At 67.7% G+C, this 15,973-nt stretch carries 14 protein-coding genes; 9 read left to right on the forward strand and 5 right to left on the reverse strand.

Translation table 11 applies throughout. The features are described from left to right. Positions 1-351 precede the first annotated feature (351 nt). The 7 genes from DFJ66_RS12890 to DFJ66_RS12920 all read left to right on the forward strand — a co-directional run bounded on the left by DFJ66_RS12890 (position 352) and on the right by DFJ66_RS12920 (position 8,752). Positions 352-1,245 carry a trypsin-like serine protease gene (locus DFJ66_RS12890; RefSeq protein ID WP_170199340.1) on the forward strand — a complete coding sequence of 298 codons (894 nt, stop codon included), beginning with the start codon at positions 352-354 and terminating at the stop codon, positions 1,243-1,245. Positions 1,246-1,328: 83 nt separating this feature from the next. Next, entirely contained in the window at positions 1,329-1,709 is a 381-nt protein-coding gene (locus tag DFJ66_RS12895; RefSeq protein ID WP_170199342.1) for a carboxypeptidase-like regulatory domain-containing protein, read from the forward strand. A gap of 566 nt (positions 1,710-2,275) precedes the next feature. After that, the gene (locus DFJ66_RS42140) at positions 2,276-3,307 is read left to right on the forward strand and encodes a GAF domain-containing protein (RefSeq protein ID WP_170199344.1); all 1,032 of its coding nucleotides are present in this window, start codon (positions 2,276-2,278) and stop codon (positions 3,305-3,307) included. 70 nt (positions 3,308-3,377) lie between these two features. After that, the gene (locus tag DFJ66_RS12905) at positions 3,378-4,220 is read left to right on the forward strand and encodes an SDR family NAD(P)-dependent oxidoreductase (RefSeq protein ID WP_121231080.1); all 843 of its coding nucleotides are present in this window, start codon (positions 3,378-3,380) and stop codon (positions 4,218-4,220) included. 418 nt (positions 4,221-4,638) lie between these two features. Further along, positions 4,639-6,936: a tetratricopeptide repeat protein gene (locus DFJ66_RS12910; RefSeq protein ID WP_342776952.1), complete on the forward strand. Its 2,298-nt coding sequence runs from the start codon at positions 4,639-4,641 to the stop codon at positions 6,934-6,936. 23 nt (positions 6,937-6,959) lie between these two features. After that, a complete protein-coding gene (locus DFJ66_RS12915) occupies positions 6,960-8,285 on the forward strand; it encodes an FAD-binding protein (RefSeq protein WP_121221113.1) in 1,326 nt (441 codons plus the stop codon). Between the two features lie 92 nt (positions 8,286-8,377). Next, the gene (locus DFJ66_RS12920) at positions 8,378-8,752 is read left to right on the forward strand and encodes a DUF6355 family natural product biosynthesis protein (RefSeq protein WP_121221115.1); all 375 of its coding nucleotides are present in this window, start codon (positions 8,378-8,380) and stop codon (positions 8,750-8,752) included. Between the two features lie 296 nt (positions 8,753-9,048). Here the strand turns inward: DFJ66_RS12920 and DFJ66_RS12925 are convergent, their stop codons facing one another. From DFJ66_RS12925 to DFJ66_RS12950, 5 genes are all read right to left on the reverse strand, one after another. Continuing rightward, complete coding sequence (locus tag DFJ66_RS12925; protein WP_121221117.1) at positions 9,049-10,125, reverse strand: RCC1 domain-containing protein; 1,077 nt, start codon at positions 10,123-10,125, stop codon at positions 9,049-9,051. A gap of 346 nt (positions 10,126-10,471) precedes the next feature. Further along, complete coding sequence (locus DFJ66_RS12930) at positions 10,472-11,107, reverse strand: 2'-5' RNA ligase family protein (RefSeq protein WP_211351113.1); 636 nt, start codon at positions 11,105-11,107, stop codon at positions 10,472-10,474. Next, entirely contained in the window at positions 11,104-12,414 is a 1,311-nt protein-coding gene (locus tag DFJ66_RS12935; RefSeq protein WP_147459243.1) for a helix-turn-helix transcriptional regulator, read from the reverse strand. The genes DFJ66_RS12930 and DFJ66_RS12935 overlap by 4 nt, the downstream gene beginning before the upstream one ends. Positions 12,415-12,626: 212 nt before the next feature. Next, positions 12,627-13,547, reverse strand: coding sequence for a bifunctional diaminohydroxyphosphoribosylaminopyrimidine deaminase/5-amino-6-(5-phosphoribosylamino)uracil reductase RibD (gene ribD / locus DFJ66_RS12940; RefSeq protein ID WP_246029729.1), 921 nt, complete (start codon positions 13,545-13,547; stop codon positions 12,627-12,629). 229 nt (positions 13,548-13,776) lie between these two features. Further along, on the reverse strand, positions 13,777-14,352 hold the full coding sequence (locus DFJ66_RS12950; RefSeq protein ID WP_121221125.1) for an LOG family protein: 576 nt from the start codon (positions 14,350-14,352) through the stop codon (positions 13,777-13,779). Between the two features lie 61 nt (positions 14,353-14,413). Here DFJ66_RS12950 and DFJ66_RS12955 point away from each other — a divergent pair, with 61 nt between their 5' ends. Both DFJ66_RS12955 and DFJ66_RS45435 read left to right on the forward strand, forming a co-directional pair. Beyond that, positions 14,414-15,376, forward strand: coding sequence for a nucleoside hydrolase (locus tag DFJ66_RS12955; RefSeq protein ID WP_211351114.1), 963 nt, complete (start codon positions 14,414-14,416; stop codon positions 15,374-15,376). 118 nt (positions 15,377-15,494) lie between these two features. Continuing rightward, the gene (locus DFJ66_RS45435; protein ID WP_397556253.1) at positions 15,495-15,845 is read left to right on the forward strand and encodes a DUF6355 family natural product biosynthesis protein; all 351 of its coding nucleotides are present in this window, start codon (positions 15,495-15,497) and stop codon (positions 15,843-15,845) included. Positions 15,846-15,973 lie beyond the last annotated feature (128 nt).

Genomic DNA, 15,973 nt, shown 5'->3' on the forward strand with positions numbered 1-15,973 from the left:
AGGTGACGGGACGGCGGCGAGACGCGTGTACCGGTACTGCGCGTCCCTGGCGCAACGGGTGAGCGCCCTCTGCCTCGTGCGGTCGGCCGCCCTCGGCCGCACGGCGTCGGCCGCACGGCGTCGGCGGGCGGCCTGGTTCTTCCATCAGGCGGCACGCGGTGGGCCATTGCCCCACTCCTGATAGGCGATACGGTCGAGTTTTCCCTTCTCTTGTATCTGATCGTGGTTCGGGGCAGACCTACCCCTCGAGCACTTCATCCGCGAAGAGGGGACTCATCCGTGAACATGCGCAGATCGTCGACACGCGTCGGCGTGGTACTGGCAAGCGCTGTCCTGGCCACCATCGGTCTGGTGTCGACGGCTTCGGCGGGCGCGCCGAAGGGCGTCGAACTCGGTACCAGCGACACCGGGGCGTTCTCGACGGCCGCCGCGGTCACCGGGCTGCGGGGCGTCTCCAGCTACGAGGGCACCGGCGTGCCGGCCGACGTCACCGCCTACGGTGCCCAGCGCGTGCCCGCCGGGCACAAGGTCCAGGGCTACGAGTCGCCGACCGGCGACGACTTCGGCACGCAGTCGATCATCGGCGCGGACAACCGCGTCCGGGTCGATCCGACCACCAGCTTCCCTGCCCGCGCCACGGTGCTCATCACCCGCACCGTGAACGGCGTCGAGCGGCAGCACTGCACCGGCTGGATGTTCGGCGCCAGCCTGGTGCTCACCGCCGGGCACTGCGTCTACAACCAGACCACCGGCTGGTACACCGGCCAGCTCAGGTTCTACCCCGGCGCGAACGGGACCAGCTTCCCGTACGGCTCCTGCACCGCGGCGACCCTGCGGTCCAACACCGGCTGGACCACCGACGGCAGCGCGGACGCCGACTACGGCGGCGCGACCCTGAACTGCTCCATCGGCAACACCACCGGCTGGTACGGCGCGTACTGGACCACCGCCTCGCTCAACGGCACGTCCACCACGGTCCAGGGCTACCCCGGCGACAAGGCCCAGCAGCAGTGGACCCACTCCGACCAGGTGCGGGAGAGCAGCTCGCTGCGGCTGTACTACGACAACGACACCGTCGGCGGCAACAGCGGCAGCTCGGTCCACACCGTGCGCGCGTCCGGCTCATCCGGGTGCTCGGGCCGGTGCTCCCTGGCCTTCCACGCCTACGGCGTCGGTTCCAACGGCCACAACAGCGGGCCGCGGATCACCGAGAGCCGGTTCAACCTGGTCATCGGTTGGCGTTGACCCCGTCCGGGCGGTGAACCGCCCGACCCGGCAACCTTGAACCCCGGCCGTTACGTCCTTCCGGTGACCGAGAGGAGTGGATCGTGGGACGTGCACACCCCGCGAAAACGGTTCTGCTGATCGGCCTGCTGGCGTTCGGGGCGTGCGGTCGGGGGGAAACCGGTTCGTCCGACGCGAGCACGCCGCCGAGCCCGACCACCGCGCAGGCCACGTTCACCGGCGTGGTCCTGGACGGCGGCGGGCGTCCGGTCGACGGTGCGCTCGTGCAGCCCAAGTCGCTGGACCACCCGCCGCAACCGGTGCCCGAACTGGCCGTCTTCTCCGGACCGGACGGCCAGTTCGCATGGCACCTGACGCCGGGCCGCTACGAGTTCTCCGCGACCAAGGAGGGACGCACCGGCACACCGTCCGAGGCCACCGCGGCGGCAGGCGGAACCGAACGCGTCGAACTCCGCCTGCCCTGACAGTGTGAGGACGCAGGAGACAGTCCTCCCGGCCGGTTTGCCTCTTGCGCTGACCGACCGTGGTGCCCTCAACGGGATCGGTCGGCCCGACCGGGGAAGGTGCCACACTGCACAACCGCAGGAGCCGCGATTGTGGTCGCGGAGAGCTGAAGCACTTGCGCCGCGCGACACCAAGTGCCGCACGGCTGGAAGCTTGATGTTCTCAGTGGAGTCCTGGAGGAAGTTCATCTCGTCACTGGACGACAAGTCGGCGCAGCGCTGACACGGATCGCCGACGTGGCCGGGCCGGTGTTGCCGAGCACCCTCCCGGCCACGATCGGTGGATCAATCCAAGCGGCGCTGAGTCATCACTCCTCGTTCGTGGCCGGCGACGGCCGAGAGGACCCAACAGTCCGACAACCGTGCCCCATCAACGACCACCAGCCGCAGGTCGCCGAGACCGCCAAAAGGTCGAGGAGCGTCGATTCGCTCGATTGGTTGAACTGTCGATGGAGTCGGTTGCGAGCGCCGAACGCCGCTCGGCGATAGACTCCCGGTCAAGCCGATCTTCGACCAGGGGCGTAGTGATGGCGGCAGACTGGCTGTTGGTTGAGACGTTCGGCGGCCATCGCCGTGAACCGACGGTGATAGCCGTTGGAAGCAGCCCGAGGGGAATGGTTTCGCTACGAGCGGTACTGGGTCGCGGTCCTTTCCTTTCGGACGCCATTGCCTTGGTGGGACACGTGATCGAGACAGGAATGCCGGCCGAGGCCGCCACCGCAACAGGCAAACGGCGAGTGGTCGGCCATCCCTTGAAGACATACGGCGGTGGTGTGCACGGCGTCTACGTCTGGGTTGGTCGGGTCGATGAGAGGCCACCAGACCGGAACCCTGCAGGCGCGTGGCACATCAATCTCACTCGTCATGTCAGCAGCAGGTCGGACGATCTACTCCGGTTGTACGGGACATCCCCTGAGAACTGGAGAAATGAACACGACCTCGCCGAACTCTTCGCCTACGGGCGTTTGCAAACGAATTCGGACGAGTCGAAGGCTCTGGCGATGCTCGTCCGGGCGACAGCCGGAACAGAGCATCAGGCCACGTGGACGGTGAGGCGGGACGACGGCATACGGCGTGCGGCGCACTTCGCTTGTCGTTGTGTCGAGGTCCCGACCGGCAGGGGCAAGGTCGAACTGGTCGTACGTGGGATCACCCAAGACATTGGCTTGGCCGAGAGCGTGCCGGCGGCGCCCCCGTCGACACCGGTCCTCCTCGCTCAGCAGGTCCTGGCAGCCGAGGCTACGCCTGATCGGTGGCGCGCGATCGTGGACCTTCGCACCATGAGGCTGCTGCGATGGCTCGATGATCCGCTCCCGGGAGCCGCCTGGAAGCTCGACGCCCCACACCGGCCCGCCATTCACCGCATGGATCTTCGCACCGCGGTGACGATGTCGGACCAGTTGGCCTTCAGCGGGCGCACGCAAGGCACTCTGCGTCTCCGCACCGAGGACGGTGGCTGGATGAAGGTGATCGTCACAGCGGCGCTGATGCTGCTCGATCAGCACACCACGGCTGCCCTGGTGACGCTGGCCCTGCCCGGCGGCGACCAGGCCGACTGAACACCGCCTCCGTCCACGCACGCGTGTGACTCGTATCCGGAAACCGTTCCGCGACAAGGCGTTGGAGACCATGAGCTATTTCGACGGCAAGGTAGCCGTGATCACCGGCGCCGGCTCAGGGATCGGGCGAGCGCTGGCTGTCGAGCTATCGCGCCAGGGAGCGCATCTCGCGCTACTCGATCAAGACAGCGCCGCTTTGGCCGAAACCGCACGCCGATGCGAACTTCCCGGCGTGCGCGTTGTTACCCAGACCGTTGATGTCACCGACTGGGGTTCGATGCAGGCCGCCGCAGGCACTGTCGCCAAGGAGTTGGGAGGTGCCGGTGCAGTCTTCGCGGTCGCCGGCATAATTCACCGGGGAAGCGTGCTTGAGTCCGAGGTTTCGGACATTGAGCTGGTCATGTCGGTGAACTGGTTGGGAGTCGTCCACACGGTGAAGGCCTTTCTCGCGCAGGTCATCGCCTCGACGGATGGTCGGATCGTGACGTTCTCCAGCGCCTTCGGGCTGGCGGCAATCTCGAAGTACAGCGCGTACAACTCGTCGAAATTCGCGGTACGAGCTTTCAGCGAGTCATTGCGACAGGAGATGTCCCTCTCCCGCCACCGGGTTCCGGTGACATGCGTGTATCCGGGCGGCGTGCGTACTCCGATAGTGCGCAATGGCCTCTTCGCGGCGAGCGAGAACCCTGAAGCCGTGACGAAGAGCTTCGAAACACGTATTGCGCGCATGACCCCGGAGCAGGCCGCCGCGATCGTCCTGAAAGGCGTCGAGCGTGGGCGGGCACGAGTCTTCGTAGGGTCGGACGCACGTCTCGTGGCAGCCTTGGTGCGCGTGGTCGGCGGCCACTACCAGGATCTGGTGCCGAAGCTCGTGCGACTGTTGCGGCGCCGGACGCCGTCCGGCCGCTCGTGACGTTGCGTGCGCGGCCGGACACTGTGAGCTTGACGCAACTCACGACCGCATCTACCCTAGGCCAATCGGAGTAGTGCCGATTGGGTCGGCTTTGTCGCCATCGAGCTGGTCCCTGAGTTGCAGTGGTGAGGCTGCCTGTGGCCGGCCTCCTGTGCGATCGGGGATACCGTGATTCGGCAACTATTGAGCTTCCAGCAACCATCACGTGGCACCTTGTGCTGCCTTGCCGCGTCGCGCGTGCCGGACATCTGCCGCTGCGACCAGTCAGCACGCGGAGTCCCGCACTTCACCGCTCGATGCGGCGCGCCCCGCGGCGTCCCGTCTGGTCGAACCACACCCGTTTCCGAGACTCGGCAGCAGCGAGCCACCGGGAGGCGCCATGTCGTCCTCGGGGCGTAGCCGGGCGTGGCGTTCGACGATGGACAAGGGCACGAACGGGGGTCGCGGGAACGTCCTACCGCGCCGATCATTCGCGCAAGAGCTTCGGGCCGTGCGGGGCCGCACATCGCAGGTGACGATCGCGCAGCGGATCGGGTATAGCGCAAGCCACTACTCCAACGTCGAGAACGGTCACAAGCCTCCGACCTTGGACTTCGCCCAAGCGTGTGACATCGCGTTCGACACCGGGAACAGGTTCGTCGAGTTGTTCCGGTCCGAGAGTCGGGCGGCAGACCGGGAAGGACCGGCGCGGCCTGCGCAACTGCCGCCGACACCGCAGGTGATCGGCCGGGACGACGCGTTCGTGGCGTTGGAGCGGCTCCTGCAGCGCGAACCCAACGCCACGTCGGCGAACGTGATCGCATTGGACGGCTTGGCCGGTGTCGGCAAGACGACCCTCGCCGTGGCGTGGGCGCACCGGATCAGGCACCGCTACCGCGATGGAGTGCTGTTCGTCGACCTGCACGGGCACGCGGCGGAAGGCGAGCCGATCGGACCGCACGAGGTCCTGGAACACCTGCTGACGACCCTCGGAGTGCCGGCGGCGGAGATCCCCACGACCCTGGACTGGCGATCGGCTCTGCTGCGCACGGTGCTCGACGGGACGAACACGCTGTTGCTGGTGGACGACGCCGTCCGGTTCGACCAGGTCCGACCGCTCATTCCCGCCTCTCCGGGCTGTCTGGTGATCGTGACGAGCAGGTCACGGCTGTCCGGCTTGGCGACGCACTACGGCGCGCGGTGCATGACCGTCGACATGCTCGACGGCCCGGGTTCGGTGGCGTTGCTGCGTGACGTTGTGGGGCCTGAACGCGTCGATGCCGAGCGGCTTGCGACCGAACGGATCGCGAGTCTGTGCGGTGGCCTGCCGTTGGCGCTCCGGGTCGCGGCCGAGCGTGTGGCGGCGAGCCGCCACCTGACGCTCAAGGGGTTGGCCGACGATCTCTCGGAAGCAGGGCGGCGGCTCGACGTGTTGTCGCCGCCCGCGGGGGAAGGTGCGGTGCGCACCGTGCTGTCGTGGTCCTACAGGGCGTTGGGTCAGTCGGAGAGGCGCTTGTTCCGCCTGCTGAGTCTGCATCCAGGCCGGGAGTTCGGCGTGGAAGCGGCGGCTGTGATCGCCGACGCTGGCCGCGCTGAGGTGCAGCGCGCGATCGACGTGTTGGTCGGTGTCCACCTCCTCCAGGAATCCGGCGTGCGCCGATACCGTTTCCACGACCTCGTCCGGGATTACGCCGCGGAGCTGCTGGCTGCGGAAGAGCCGGCTGCCGAGGCCGACGAGGTCGAACGGCGGTTGCTCTACTGGTACCTGCACACGGCTGCTGCCGGAAACCGCACCATGTCGCCGAAGAGGCCGCAGGTTCGGATGGACGGGTGGACGACCTCCCCGCCGCCGCAACCACACAAGTTCGCGTCGGCGGAACAGGCGCTGGAGTGGTTCGAGACTGAGCTGGCCAACCTCGCCGCGGCGGTGCAGCAGGCGTTGGTCTCCGAGGTCCACGAGGTGGCGTTCGCGTTGCCGGTCGTGCTGGGCGACTACCTGTACTGGCGGCACCCGTGGGGGATGTGGCTGGGGCCTCTCCAAGCGTGCCTGGCCGAAGCCCGTCGTCTCGACAACCGCACCGCCCAGGCGTGGATCCTGACCAACCTCGGCAACGCCTTCCTCGACCAACGCCGGCTCGACGACGCGGAGACGAGCTTCCAAGAGGCCGCTTCGCTACACGACGGACCGGCCGGGCAGGTCTGGAGCGAGGTCGGGATCGGCCGCGTTCTCCAGGAGCAAGGTCGGCACGAAGCCGCCTCAGCCCACTACCGCCAGGCCCGCCGACTGTGCGCCGATCCGGGAAGTTGGTCGTGGGCCGTCGTGACGTGCTACATCGCCGATGCCGAACGCGCAGTGGGTCAGTACAAGGCGGCCTTCGGGCTGCTGACCGAAGCAATCACCATCCTGCGCGCACACGGAGATCCCATCTCCACCGGCTGCGCGATGGACAAGATGTCAGAGGTGTACCACGACCTCGGCGACCACACCGCCTCCCTCGACCTCCTCCACCAAGCGATCGACACCAGCGCATCGGCAGCCGATCGGTGGGGCCGCGCGCAGTACCTGCGCAAGCTGGGCCATCGCTACTTCGAAGCGGGCGACCGAGAACAAGCCCACCGGGCCTGGACGGAAGCGCTGGAGCAGTTCGAATCGCTCGGCGACCCGCGCGCCGCACAAGTCCGCGCCGATCTCGACGCGATGACCCTTCCCGTTCCGTTCCCACGCCGGGCAGGCTGACCACACCACGCGGAGGTGCCACGATGACGAACCGGAAGGCGACCCATTTCGACACGACGCAACGCCGGTTCGTCGACCGACCGCCGAAGCCCGGCGACGTTGCGCTCCCTGTCTTGGAGGGGATCGTCTCCACCGCCGAAGCAGACCTCGCGTGGGCCGCTGAGGACTTCGGCCGGGTCGTCCGTCACCGCCCGCTCGCCGTCGTGCGCGCCGCATCCCGACGCGACATCGGCGCGATCCAACGTTTCGCCCGCGACCACGACCTACCGGTAGTCCCCCGCGCACAGGGCCACTCCACCCAAGGCCAAGCCCAAGCACCCGGCGGGATCGTGCTCGACCTCAACCACCTGAACACCATCCACCACATCGCCGACGACCTCATCACCGTCGACGCCGGCGCGACCTGGCGCCAGGTCGTCACCGCGTCCCTCGCCCACGGCGCGACTCCCCCGGTCCTCACCGACCACCTCGACCTCTCCGTCGGCGGCACCCTGTCGGTCGGCGGCCTAGGCGGGGCCAGCCACCACCACGGCGCTCAGACGGACAACGTCCTCGAACTCGACGTCATCACCCCGGACGGCACAACGCACACGTGCTCCCCCACCCAACACGCCGACCTCTTCGACGCCGTACGCGCCGGCTATGGCAGACACGGCGTCATCGTCCAAGCCACCCTGCGCCTCATCCCGGCACCCGCCCACACCCGCACCTACCGCCTCCGCTACCACCGCCTCACCGACCTGTTGGCCGACCAACGCCGGCTCGTCGATCAGCAACGCTTCGACTACCTGGAAGGCCAGGCCAAACTCGACGACAGCGGCGCCTGGACCTACCTCCTCGACGCAGCCCACCACTTCACGCCTCCGGCACGACCCGACGACACCCGACTGCTCGCCGAACTACCTGCCAGGACGGCCGAAGTCACCGACACCACCTACTGGGACTTCCTCAACCGGCTCGCCGACGACATCGCCCTCCTCCGCGGGATCGGCGCCTGGCAAAGCCCACACCCGTGGAGCAACTTTCTCCTACCCGACGACCGCATCGAGGACCTTGTCGCCACCACACTGTCCGAAGTAGACCGCCCAAGCCTCGGCGACAGCGGCGTCGTCCTGCTCTACCCGATCCCCCGCGGCAAACTCCGCACACCCCAACTCCACCTCCCCGCCACACCGACCGTCTTCCTGTTCTCCCTACTCCGCGCCGCTCCCACAGACCCACCAGACGCCCTCGGCCGGATGGTCGAGCACAACGGCCGAACCGAGGCGCGAGTCACCTCCGCAGGCGGCACCACCTACCTCGGCGACGTCCAAGCCGCCGCACCCAAGCCACCGGCGTCTCTTCTTTAGTATTCGAATTATTCGAAATCTGGTCAGCGCCCTCGCCGCGGCCGATGCTCGTGATTGCAGAAGAAACCGCAACTCCCTTGGGAGGCAATCACATGAGCGCCACAAAGATCCGACACGCCGCCGCTCTCGTCACGGCCATCGCCGGGCTGGTGCTGACACCAACCGGCGATGCCTCAGCGACCCAGGTCGTCTGCGGCTACCACCACGTCAACCCCGACCAGAACGAAGGCGCCATCGCCGTCTACACCCACTGCGCCGACTCCTTCATCCTCATCCACATCGACAACTCCAACGGCCACGCCTACCACCGCTGCGTCTCACCCTGGTCTTCGGTCCCGTTCTTCCGCGGCGACGGAGTCACCAACGCCTACTACGTCCCCATCACCCCCGAAACCATGGTCATCAACGGCAAACGCATGTGCCGACTCGGACAGCCACCGGCGCGCGTCGCAGCAACAGCACTCTGAATCAGCCCGACGTCGACCACCGCCGGGGCCAGCCGATGTCTTCGGGGCATCAGCTGGCCCCGGCGTCTGATCGCACGCGAAACCGCCTGACCGGCCGTTCCACGGATCGTCAGCCCTCGCAGGGATCCGAGGCGCCGAAGAATCCCCCTCACACTTTGATCGGTAGCCGTCGTCCTCGCCCGCCCCAGACCGACGTCACGGGGCGACCCCGGCCACGCAGGTCAGCGACTCGGGGTCGGGGAGGCGGGAGCGACAGTCGGGCGACCTCGCGAGCAGCCGGGCGGCGCCGAGTCGTACTAGACGGTTACGACGTAATGAGTTGTGCCCGCGTGGACACTCATGACCCCACTGAGGTTGCTCACCTGCACCGGCGTCGCGCTACCGCTGTTGCTGCCATTGCCCAGGGATAGACCGTTGCCCCACGTGAACAGCTTCCCGTCCGCCCGCAGGGCGCAGCTGGAGTAGTAGCCGGCCGCGATCGCCACGATCCTGGTCAGGTACTTCGCGCCGGATGGATCGCCGACAGGGGCCTTCACCGGCATCGGGGTGTGGCGGGAGACGGTGGTTCCGTCGCCGAGTTGACCGTCGCTGTTGTCGCCCCAGGCGAAGACCAAGCCGTCGGCCCGGAGGGCGAGGCTGTGCCGGTACCCGGCGGAGGCCGCGACGGTCGTGGCCATCAGCGAAACTTCGGCCGGGGTGTATTGCGCAGGCGCGTTGTCGATGCCGAGTTGGCCCTCGGTGTTCCGGCCCCACGCGTACAGCTTGCCGTTCACGCCGACAGCGAGCGAGTGGCGTGCGACGGACACGGACGCGATTCCGGTGAGCACGTCGGCGGCGCCGCTGCTGTTGACGTTCAACACCAGTTGGGGTTTGTTCTGGCCCGTGGTGCTGCCGTTGCCGAGTTGCCCGTAGCTGTTGTCACCCCAGGCGAACACCCTGCCGGTCCAGTGGACGGCGAGCGAGCAGGCGAGTCCACCACTCACCTCGACCACGTTGGTCAGCGAGGTGACCTGCACCGGGTTGTTGCGCTGGACGAACGTGCCGTCACCGAGTTCACCTTTCGTGTTGTTGCCCCAGCTCCACACGTTGCCGTGGGCGTCCAAGGCCAGACTGTGGACGGTGCTGAGCTCCGAGTGCTTGCCGGCTGAGATCGCCTTGATGTTCGGCAACGGGCCGCCGGCGTTGGGCAGCTGGACCTTCACCGGAGTCCACGCCTCGATCGTCGTGCCCTTGCCGAGTTGGCCTTCGCCGTTGTCGCCCCAGGCGAACACCGTGCCGTCAGTCGCGAGCGCCATGCTGTGCCTGCCCGCGGAGACCGCTTTGATCCCGGTCAGGAACCCGTTGCCGCCGACACCTTTGGTCTGCGTCGGCACAGGTGGCCGACCGAGGTGCCGTCACCGAACGCGCCTTCCCCACTGTGGCCCCACGCGAACACCGAATTCGACACTATCGCGCTCCCTTTGCCGATATGGACAAGTGCACGTAATTCGAATCGTAACGAATTCCGCCCGTGCGACTGTCCACCGAACCAGTGAAACGCGTACCGCGAAATACGAGCACCCGTCGGAAACCAGGATACGAAGCGGTGCCGGCGCACCTGCCTGGCTCGACCCAAGTCGCGAACTTGCTCTTACGTCCATGCCATACGTGATCGCCGTCGACCGCGGGGCACGAGGGCGTCGCCCCCGACGCGCGCTGCCCGGCTCTCCGGGATGCCGCTCAGTGCCGTTCGGCGCCGAGCTCGACCGACGCGATCTCCGTCCACTCGTAAGCCTTGCGATCCCTATTGAGGTCGATCAGCGACACGGACGACACGGTCGCCTCGGCCGTGTGGCCGCCGTGGACGTGTAGCGCGTCGGCGACGGGTTCCGCCGGCCCGGCTGCGTTGCTGTAGCCAAGGCTGACATGAGCGCGGAACCCGGCCTCGGGTTCCGGCACAGCATCCCGTCCCCACACGTCGCCGATCGCGGCTCGGATCGCCAGTCGCAACTCCGCCAAGGGCTCCAGCGGCCGAGCGGGTGCCTGGATCGTCTCGGGATCGGCGTGGGCCGGGCCGACTGTGATGGTGAACGGCTCCAGTTCGGCGCAGCGCTTGCGGGTCGCCGCCACGATCTGGTCCACGTCGCCGGGGTCGATCTCGTCGGCGAAGCCGAGCCCTTGGAGCGTCAGGTGCAGCCAGCGCACCGGGACGGGATCGAGTTGCGGAAGTCGAGCGAGCGCGGGCGCGTAATCGGAGACGAACCTTTCCATGGCAGGCTGGCCGGCGAAGGTGATGTGCCACGTGTAGAACGACCTGCCGACCCGCCAGCCCGGTCGCCACCACCAGTGGTCCCGCATCGGCTCAAGCTCGCTCACGCGCTCAACTCCCTCACCACGGTGTCGTTGCGGAAGTCGGTGACGGCTGCGTGGATTCGGCCGGCCGTCGGGTCCGACATGCCGCCCGCCTGCGCGGCCAGTGTCCCCACCTCGGTCACACGGTGCACCAAGGGCCGGACGCGCTGGGTGGACGGTGTGTCGAGCACCGGCACGAGCGCGTCCTCCGCCGAGCGCAGGTCGCCGAGGGCCAAGTGAGCTTTCACCTGCTGAAGTCGGGTCATCCGCTCGGACCCGCGGTTGCGCTCATCCTCGGGAGCGGCTTCGAACTGCTCGACAGCCCGGTCAGCGAGTGAAAGTGCGTTGTCGGCTCGGCCCAACGCCAGCTCGGTGTCCGACCACAGTGATCCGGCACGGTCGACGGTGCAGGTCAGCGGTCCGGCCAGCTCGTCCTGCGCACGTTCAGCAGTATCAGCGACTCGCTGTGCTTGGTGCAGCGCGTCTTCGGCCGCCTGGGTGTCGCCCGCGCGGGCCAAGTCCAACGCGCGTGCGCTGGTCAGGAACAGCTCCGCCGTGCCGGTGCCGACGTAGTTCAGCCCGTCGGTGGCGTAGCGGGCGGCGACGTCGTAGTCGGCCTGCCAGAACGCCGCCGTGTGCTGGGTTGCGCGCACCCACGCGCGCAACGGGTTGTGGTCGGCCCGCTCGGCGCACATCCACGCGGCACGGGCGTGATCCTTGGCGGCGTCGGCGCGGCCCAGATCCACCGAGATCCACGCCAAAATGGTCAATGACCATCCGGCCGCGGCGTACAGCTCCCGCGTGTGTCGCGGGTCCTGATGTCCGCTCAGAATCGTGAAGGCGCGGTCCCGCAGCGCTTTCGTCCGTGCGAACAGCGGGAGCGTCGGAACCTTGAGGTAGGAGTGGGCGATGTGTCGGATGTCGTCGTGCATCTGCTCGATGGTGAGGTCGCCGACGTTGGTGGACTCGGCCCAGCTCAGGAACTCCGAGGATTCTCCGGCCGCGCTCATCAGCAACTCCTCCACGGTGTCGGGCGTCGACCGACTCGCTGTCGACGAGGAACGTCCTCTGAGCTGCTCCTGCCGAGCCGCGTCCCGTAGGCGCACGAGGGCTCCGTCGGTACACAGCGCGCGGTCGATCGCGGCCACCAACTCGCGTGAAGGCAAGTTGTGCCCCTCGCGCTCGGCCAACGAGATGTACTGGCGGGTGTATCCGACCATCGCGCCGAGTTCCGCCTGGCTCAGTCCTGCGCCATCCCGAGCCGCCTTGAGCGCATGGCGCAAGCGAGCGTTCGCCGAATGGGGCTCTTCGTCGTGCTCGCGCTTCTCCATCACGGTGGCTCCACTGGGTCGGGCGCCGTCAACAGGCGGCCGGACAGGTTGTAGCCGACTCGCCGCGCTGGGTAATTATACGGTGCCACGGCTCTGTGAGGTGGTCGACCACCTCCGGTTTGACTAGCAGGTGATCACGTCGTCACTGGGGCGCGCCGCTTGCGGTCGACGAGCGGCCGCGCTCCCGTTCCACCACTGACATCGCGGTCACTTCAAGCACGTCCGGCCTCGCCTGAGGGTGATCCGACGTTTACTGGTCGGGCGTCGACCCGAATACACCCAGCCTGACTGGAGACCTCATCGACGACGAAGCCCAGGGGAAGCATCGGTGTCTGGCGAGTTGGGTCTCGATGCTGTGAGGGGCCGCTTGATTCGGAGTAGACGACGATCCTGTCGATCAGGCCGCCGTGGATGAACGGTCGGGCGAGGTCGGTTCCAGTCGCCAAGACGACCGTTCGAGCACCAGCGAGGTAGAGGTCCTCAAGGAAGCGCACTGGCTCTTCCAGTGGCGCACCGCTGGGCACGGTGAAGACGTCCGATCCATGGCTGCCGGGCAGCGCTTCGCTGACATGCCCGTTCGCGGCCACGACAATGTCGACGCCGGACGACTCAAGGACCACGAGTTCAGGAGGCAACGGTTCGATCTGGCCGTCGGTGTGACGGTAGGACCAGGTCACGACTGGACGCTTCCTGTCCAGGACGTCGAGCCAAGTGCCGAGCACAAGGCGGGCCTCGTCCGCCAAGACGCCGACTTCGACCTCGACTCCCGCCGCGCGCAGACGGGCGGCACCGCCTTCTTCCCGGGACGTCGGGTCCATCACTGCTATCACCACGCGCGCGACTCCCGCGTTGATCAGGGCTTCACGACACGGTGGGGTGCGACCGTAGTGGTTGCACGGCTCCAGCGTGACGACCGCCGTACCGCCACGTGAAAGCTCACCCGCAGCGGCCAACGCGTGGACTTCGGCGTGCGGCTCGCCTTTGCGTTCGTGGTACCCCTCCCCGACCACCTGGCCCGAGGCGTCGAGGATGACGCACCCCACCGGCGGGTTCGGACTGGTCCGGCCGAGGCCATGCGCCGACAGGACTATCGCGCGGCGCATCGTGCTGACCTCGATCTCCGATGCGGTCACGAGGGATCATTCAACGCCAGTCGGCCCCGTAACGCAGCCACCGCCGACACGTGGTCGAGAGGGTCAAGCAGTTCGCCCAGCGCCCTCAGGTCGTTCTCCGTGCGCACCGAGCCTGAACTGCGAGCGATGTCGAGTGCTTCGTCGGCGAGGTGTGCGGCGTACTCGGCTTCACCGACCCTGGCCGCCGCCATCGCGATACGACTCAGGGCAGCGCCGCGTGGCAGGAGGTCTAACGCAACGGACCGTCCTCGGTCCACTTGTAGGCCGGTGGCTGGTAGTCGCGGAAGTCGTCGAGGAGTCGGTCCAGTTCGTCGGCGACCAGCAGCATGTCGCGGTAGGCGGGCTTGAGGAAACCTTCCTCCACCATGTGGTCGACCATCTTCAACAGGTGCCCGAAGTAGCCGTCGACATCCAGCAACCCCAACGGTTTCACGTGCAGCCCCAACTGGGCCCACGTCCACACCTCGAACATCTCCTCCAACGTGCCCGCCCCGCCGGGCAGCGTCACGAAGGCGTCCGCCAACCGCGCCATCAATGCCTTGCGCTCGTGCATGTCCGCCACGACATGCAGCTCAGTCAGCCCGCGATGGGCGACCTCCCAGTCGACCAGGCTTTGCGGGATCACCCCGATCACCGTGCCACCGACCTCAAGCGCCCCGTCCGCCATCGCCCCCATCATGCCGACCGCGGCACCGCCGTACACGACGTCGATCCCCCGCCGCGCCAACGTCCGGCCCACCTCGCGGGCCACCTCCAGGTGCCGCTCCCGACCGCTGGACGACCCGCAGAACACACACACCCTCATACACGCACAGTAAGACCCAGCCACCCCTCTCGGGCGATGGCTGGTCACTCGAACCAACTGATTGAGTGACCGCCGTGCGCATCGTCCTGGACACCGACCCCGGCGTAGACGACGTCTCCGCGATCCTCTACCTGGCCGGCAACCCGACATCGACCTGGTCGCAGTCGGCAGCGTCCACGGCAACGTCCCCGCACCCCTGGCCGCCGACAACGCCCTGCGATTGCTCGATTTCGTCGGCCTCACTCACGTGCCGGTCGCGGTGCGCGCACACGAACCCCTGATCCAACCCTTGCACACCGCCGAATTCGTCCACGGCCCCAACGGCCTGGGCGGCCACGCCGGACCACCCTCCACCCGCCGCCCGATCACCGAATCCGCCGCCGAGCAACTCGTCCGCTTCGCCCGCGCGTACCCCGGTGAGCTGACGGTCATCGCACTGGGACCGCTGACCAACATCGCCCTCGCGACCATGCTCGAACCCCGCCTACCCCACCTGGTCCGCTCGCTGACCCTGATGGGCGGCGCGGTCACCGTCCCCGGCAACATCACCCCCTACGCGGACGCCAACACCTGGCACGACCCGGAAGCAGCGGACATCGTCCTGCGCGCCGGCTACGACCTCACCCTCGTCGGCCTCGACGCCACCGAAACGGCCTGCGCCGGCGCCACCTGGCTGGACCACCTCGCCGACCTCGACACCCCGCGAGCCCGCTATGCCAACGCCATCCTGACCCACTACGCCGAGGTCTACACCAGACTCATCGGCGAGAAGGCGTGCACCCTGCACGACCCACTCGCGGTCGCGATCACCCTCGACCCCACCCTGGCCACACACCGCGAGCTCGTCCTCGCCGTCGAACTCACCGGCACCCACACCCGCGGCCAGATCGTCGCGGACCTCCGTACCCTGGCCCGTGACACCAACATCGAAAGCACCATCGGAACCACCCGCCGACCGGTCAAGGTCATCGAAACCGTGGGGACCCAAGCGTTCCTGGGCAAACTCCTCGCCGCACTCGCCTGACCCGGCGACGTATTCCCCACCGTATTCCAGCCGAATACGACAACCATCTACCGGCGCAGCACGGCCCGACGCACCCTCGAGATCGCCCAACAAACCCGATCCACTCGGAGGCGATCCCATGGGCTCAACAACGATCCGACGCACCGCCACCATCGCCACAACCCTCGCCTCGCTGGCACTCGCACCACACAGCGACGCGTCCGCGACCCAGGTCGTCTGCGGCTACCACCACGTCAACCCCGACCAGAACGAAGGCGCCGTCGCCGTCTACACCCACTGCGCCGACTCCTTCATCCTCATCCTCATCCACATCGACAACTCCAACGGCCACGCCTACCACCGCTGCGTCTCACCCTGGTCGACGGTCCCGTTCTTCCGCGGCGACGGAGTCACCTTCGGGGCATCAGCTGGCCCCGGTACCACGCCGTGCCCAAATCCGACACAGCCACCAGCGCGAGGCGGCCACTAGTGCTCCTTGCTCGGGGCCGAGATAGCCCTGTTCCCACATGGCCAGGCGGTGGGGTTTGACTGCGGGGCGGTGGGCGAGTTCGGTCGCGCTGACCGCGCGCAGCCGCGCAAGTCGGGGATGGTGGGTGG

This window comes from Saccharothrix variisporea, from assembly GCF_003634995.1.
In the GTDB taxonomy this organism is placed as follows: Bacteria; Actinomycetota; Actinomycetes; order Mycobacteriales; family Pseudonocardiaceae; genus Actinosynnema; species Actinosynnema variisporeum.

Bases quoted from the DNA above. Each gene is read 5' to 3' on its own strand.
- DFJ66_RS12905 (WP_121231080.1), top strand. From the start codon at position 3,378: ATGAGCTATTTCGACGGCAAGGTAGCCGTGATCACCGGCGCCGGCTCA.
- DFJ66_RS12950 (WP_121221125.1), bottom strand. From the start codon at position 14,352: ATGAGGGTGTGTGTGTTCTGCGGGTCGTCCAGCGGTCGGGAGCGGCAC.
- DFJ66_RS42140 (WP_170199344.1), top strand. From the start codon at position 2,276: ATGGCGGCAGACTGGCTGTTGGTTGAGACGTTCGGCGGCCATCGCCGT.
- DFJ66_RS12920 (WP_121221115.1), top strand. From the start codon at position 8,378: ATGAGCGCCACAAAGATCCGACACGCCGCCGCTCTCGTCACGGCCATC.
- DFJ66_RS12935 (WP_147459243.1), bottom strand. From the start codon at position 12,414: ATGGAGAAGCGCGAGCACGACGAAGAGCCCCATTCGGCGAACGCTCGC.
- DFJ66_RS12910 (WP_342776952.1), top strand. From the start codon at position 4,639: ATGGACAAGGGCACGAACGGGGGTCGCGGGAACGTCCTACCGCGCCGA.
- DFJ66_RS12915 (WP_121221113.1), top strand. From the start codon at position 6,960: ATGACGAACCGGAAGGCGACCCATTTCGACACGACGCAACGCCGGTTC.
- DFJ66_RS45435 (WP_397556253.1), top strand. From the start codon at position 15,495: ATGGGCTCAACAACGATCCGACGCACCGCCACCATCGCCACAACCCTC.